The following is a 4,109-nucleotide window of genomic DNA, read 5'->3' on the forward strand; positions in this document are numbered from 1 at the left end:
GGCCCAGTCGGCCCCAAGCTGCGATTTTGGCCAAGTCGGAGAACGTTTTGGGAACGTGGCATTCGGTATTGACGATGGAAATCATAGAAGAGGACAGTTCGCTCCATCATAGGGAGTGGGTTGATGGATCGGAGTATTCCGGGCGGGGATTTGATCGGACGATGGAGCCTGAGCTTTGCCGATATTGATTTTGTAAATTCGAAGCCGGCCCTGACGCGCCTTGGCCTCGCCGCGCAGCTGAAATTCTTCGCTTCCCTGGGGTTTTTCGCGATCGATCCCGGCTCAATCCCTACCGATGGCCTCTCGTATCTGGCCGAGCAACTCGGTGTCGAGGCTGGCGAGATAGCCGGTTATGACTTTTCCAGTCGGACAGCACGACGGCATTGTGCGGAGATCCTGATCCATCTTGGATATCACCGCATGAAGCGGGTGGATCGCGCGCAATTGACGGAATGGATTGCTGGCGAGCTGTGCCCGGGCGGCCAGTCGATCAATGCCATGCTTGAGCATGTTTTCCTGTGGTGCCGGGACCGGCGTATTTATGGGCCGTCGCGCAAGGAGCTTGAACGTGTCGTTCGCTCACAACGGCAAGATTATCTGGACACCTGGCTGATCGGAACCAGTGATCGGCTTTCGTCAGATGCGGTGGCGTTATTGGAAGCCTCGCTTGCCGATCCGGACAGCTCGACCGGATTCAACAGGATGAAGGGTGACGCCGGACAGGCAACGCTCGACAACATTCTCGACGTGACCGAGAAACTCGCCTTTATCCAGAGACTTGATCTTCCCCATGATCTCCTGACGGCTACTGGCAAGCCATGGGTCGATCAGATTGTTCGCCGCGTTGCCGGTGAAAAGGCCTCGGAGATGCGCCGGCATGCGCCGGCGCGACAGCTCGGCCTTTATGCGATTTATCTAATGTCGCGGGAGGCGCAACTCACTGACGCGATGATCGACCTGCTGATCGAAACCGTTCACAAGATCGGAACGCGCTCGAAACGCAAGGTGGTGGGCGATATCGCGAAAGACATCGAGCGGGTCTATGGAAAGGAGCGCCTGCTGGTCGAGATCGCCAGCGCCTCGATCAATGAACCATCGGGGCGCATCTGCGATGTCATTTTCCCGATCGCCGGTAAGGCCAAGCTGGCGGCGATCGTCAAGGAGAGCCATGCGAAGGGCGCTCTGGACCGGCGCATCTACAAGGTGATGCGTGGTTCCTGGGCCAATCATTACCGGCGCATGCTGCCAAGCCTGCTTTCCGTACTTGAGTTCCGGTCGAACAACGCGGTGTGGCGGCCGGTCCTGGCGGCCCTCGACTGGATCAGGAGCAAGGTGGATGGCGGATGCCGCTTCGTGCCATTGCAGGATGTTCCGATCGATGAGGTGATTCCAGCGCGATGGCGCAGTTCCGTCATTGATGACGATGGGCGGGTAAACCGGATCAGCTATGAGCTTTGCGTCCTGACGCAACTGCGCGACCGCATCCGCTCCAAAGAAATCTGGGTGGTCGGGGCGGATCGCTATCGCAATCCCGATGACGATCTTCCCAAGGACTTCGAGATCAGGCGAGATGCGTACTATTCCGGCCTCAGCCTGACGCCAGATGCGCAGGCGTTTTGCGCCTCGATCCGGGAGGAGCTTGAACGGGAACTGTTGCTCCTCAATGCCAATATTCCACAAAACGACAAGGTCCGGCTCCTGTGGCGCGGCGACAACCGGATATCGATTACACCGTTCAAGCCCTTGCCCGAACCGAAGGGTCTCGCTTCGATCAAAAGCGAGATCGGTCAGCGCTGGCCGATGACCGGACTGCTGGACGTGTTGAAAGAGGCTGCTCTGGACACGGGATTGATGGATGCTTTCGAAACGTCGGCCTCGCGGGTTACCCTGTCGAAAGCAGCCTTGGCTCAGCGTCTTTTGCTGTGTCTCTATGGCTTGGGCACGAACGCCGGGCTCAAGCGGGTCGCTGGCGCAACACCCGATGTCAGTTACGAGGAATTGCTGCATGTCCATCGCCGTTTCATCCACGCGCCAGCGCTGAGGGAGGCGTGCGCGCGGGTAGCAAACGCGACACTGGCAATCCGCAATGCCGCAGTATGGGGAGATGCGGGCACGGCATGCGCGTCCGATTCAACGAAGTTCGGCGCGTGGGACCGCAACCTGATGACGGAATGGCACGCCCGCTATGGCGGCCGTGGCGTCATGATCTACTGGCATGTGGAGAAGCGCGCGACCTGCGTTTATTCCCAGCTCAAGCGGTGCTCTTCCTCGGAGGTCGCCTCCATGATCGAAGGCGTGCTACGCCATTGCACCGACATGGAAATCCAGCGCCAGTACGTCGATAGCCACGGCCAGAGCGCAGTCGGCTTTGCGTTCTGCCGACTCCTTGGATTTGAGCTTGCCCCGCGGCTGAAAGCAGTGGCACGCCAGAAACTGGCCCTTCCCCAAGCCGGCATGCGCACGCGGCTTTCCAATTTACTGCCGATCCTCTCCAGCCCGATCGACTGGGACGAGATCGAGCAACAATATGACGAAATGGTCAAATATGCCGCTGCCATGCAATCGCGCACCGCCGATCCGGAAGCGATCCTGCTCCGGTTTGCCAGAGCCGAAGTGATGCACCCGACCTACAAGGCGCTGAGTGAACTCGGCCGCGCGGTCAAAACAATCTTCCTATGCCGGTATTTGCGTCAGGAGGCATTCCGCCGCGAGATCCACGAAGGGCTGAATGTGGTTGAGAACTGGAACGGCGCTAATGGTTTCGTGTTCTTCGGCAAGGGCGGCGAGATCGCCACCAACCGCATCCATGAGCAGGAAATCTCCGTTCTGGCGCTACACCTCCTGCAAGCGTCGCTGGTGTATGTGAACACCCGCATGCTTCAGACCGTACTGGTTGAGCCGAAGTGGGCGGGGCGGATGACGCCGGAAGATTATCGTGGTCTCACGCCGTTGATCTACAGTCATGTGAACCCTTATGGCCGCTTCGACCTCGACCTGAACGACCGGATTGATTTTGGACGGCTTGCAGCGTGAGGCGGCTGATCGGCCTATAACATTTGGGTACACCCCAGAGTGATAGGGCCGAGTGACACCATTCGTCTGTCACAAAAGGGTGGGTTTGCGCTCAATGTGACGATACACTGCAAGAGCCACCCTAATGTGACGGATTTTGCACTTGGCTCGTATCGGATATGCCCGCGTCAGCACCACGGACCAGGATCTGGATATCCAGATTGGCCGCCTCAAGAATGCAGGTTGCGAAATTATCCGTTCCGAGACCGGATCGGGGGCCTCGCGGAGCGGGCGCACGGAACTGGAAACGATCATGCAGTTTATGCACACCGGCGACGAGCTGGTCGTGCTGCGGCTCGACCGGCTCGGCCGCTCCACGCGCGATGTCCTGAACCTGGTGCATGAGCTTGATGAAAAGGGAGCTTCGCTGCGCATCCTTGAGCCAGAGGTGACGACGGCGGGCGACATGGGGCGAATGGTCATCACCATACTCGGCATGGTCGCCGATATGGAGCTGAAGTTCATCAAGGATCGTCAGCGCGCCGGGATCGAAGCGGCGCGCGCCGAAGGCGTTTACAAAGGCCGGAAGAAGAACGTCGATGACGATGAAATCCGCCGTCGCCTTGCCGCCGGCGCCAGCAAGGCCCGCGTTGCCCGCGACCTGAAGGTCTCACGAATGACCGTCTATCGGGCGCTCGACATTATTCCGTCACAGACCAAACTGCCGGAAAAGCCGCCCACTGCCAGCATCGCCCTGCATCTGATTATCGAGAACTTCAACAAGCGTGGAAGAGGTAGAAAACCCGCTCGGGAGCGGATTGAGGCGATGCTGGAACGCGACTACGCCATGGTAAAAAACGGCAATTGTGATTACAAACTGACCGTCGCCTATGACCCCGATCCGGATGGCATTTCCCTTGATGAGGAAATCCAAAGCCTCCTCTCCGAGATGTTCAACATCGCAGAGAGCTACAATTGCTCCATGGAAGCCGATATCTACGAGGTCGGTGGTCAGCAACGGTCCTGGTAGAATCAATCAAGCGTTCAGTGTTCGTTCTTCAACCTGGCCAAAATCGCAGCTTCGGGCCGACTGGGCC

The 4,109-nt window shown here is 58.5% G+C and carries 2 protein-coding genes; both read left to right on the top strand.

From position 1 onward, the window contains the following. Nucleotides 1–123 precede the first annotated feature (123 nt). Nucleotides 124–3,033 (top strand): Tn3 family transposase, encoded by a 2,910-nt coding sequence (locus F4U94_RS23785; RefSeq protein WP_048938210.1) that lies wholly within the window; start codon nt 124–126, stop codon nt 3,031–3,033. 142 nt (nt 3,034–3,175) lie between these two features. Further along, a complete protein-coding gene (locus F4U94_RS23790; RefSeq protein ID WP_006953933.1) occupies nt 3,176–4,042 on the top strand; it encodes a recombinase family protein in 867 nt (288 codons plus the stop codon). Nucleotides 4,043–4,109: the final 67 nt, after the last annotated feature.

The organism is Sphingobium limneticum (assembly GCF_008710155.1).
Classification (GTDB): Bacteria; Pseudomonadota; Alphaproteobacteria; order Sphingomonadales; family Sphingomonadaceae; genus Sphingobium; species Sphingobium limneticum.

Excerpts from the sequence above, each read along its gene's own strand:
- F4U94_RS23785 (WP_048938210.1), top strand. The coding sequence starts at position 124 with ATGGATCGGAGTATTCCGGGCGGGGATTTGATCGGACGATGGAGCCTG.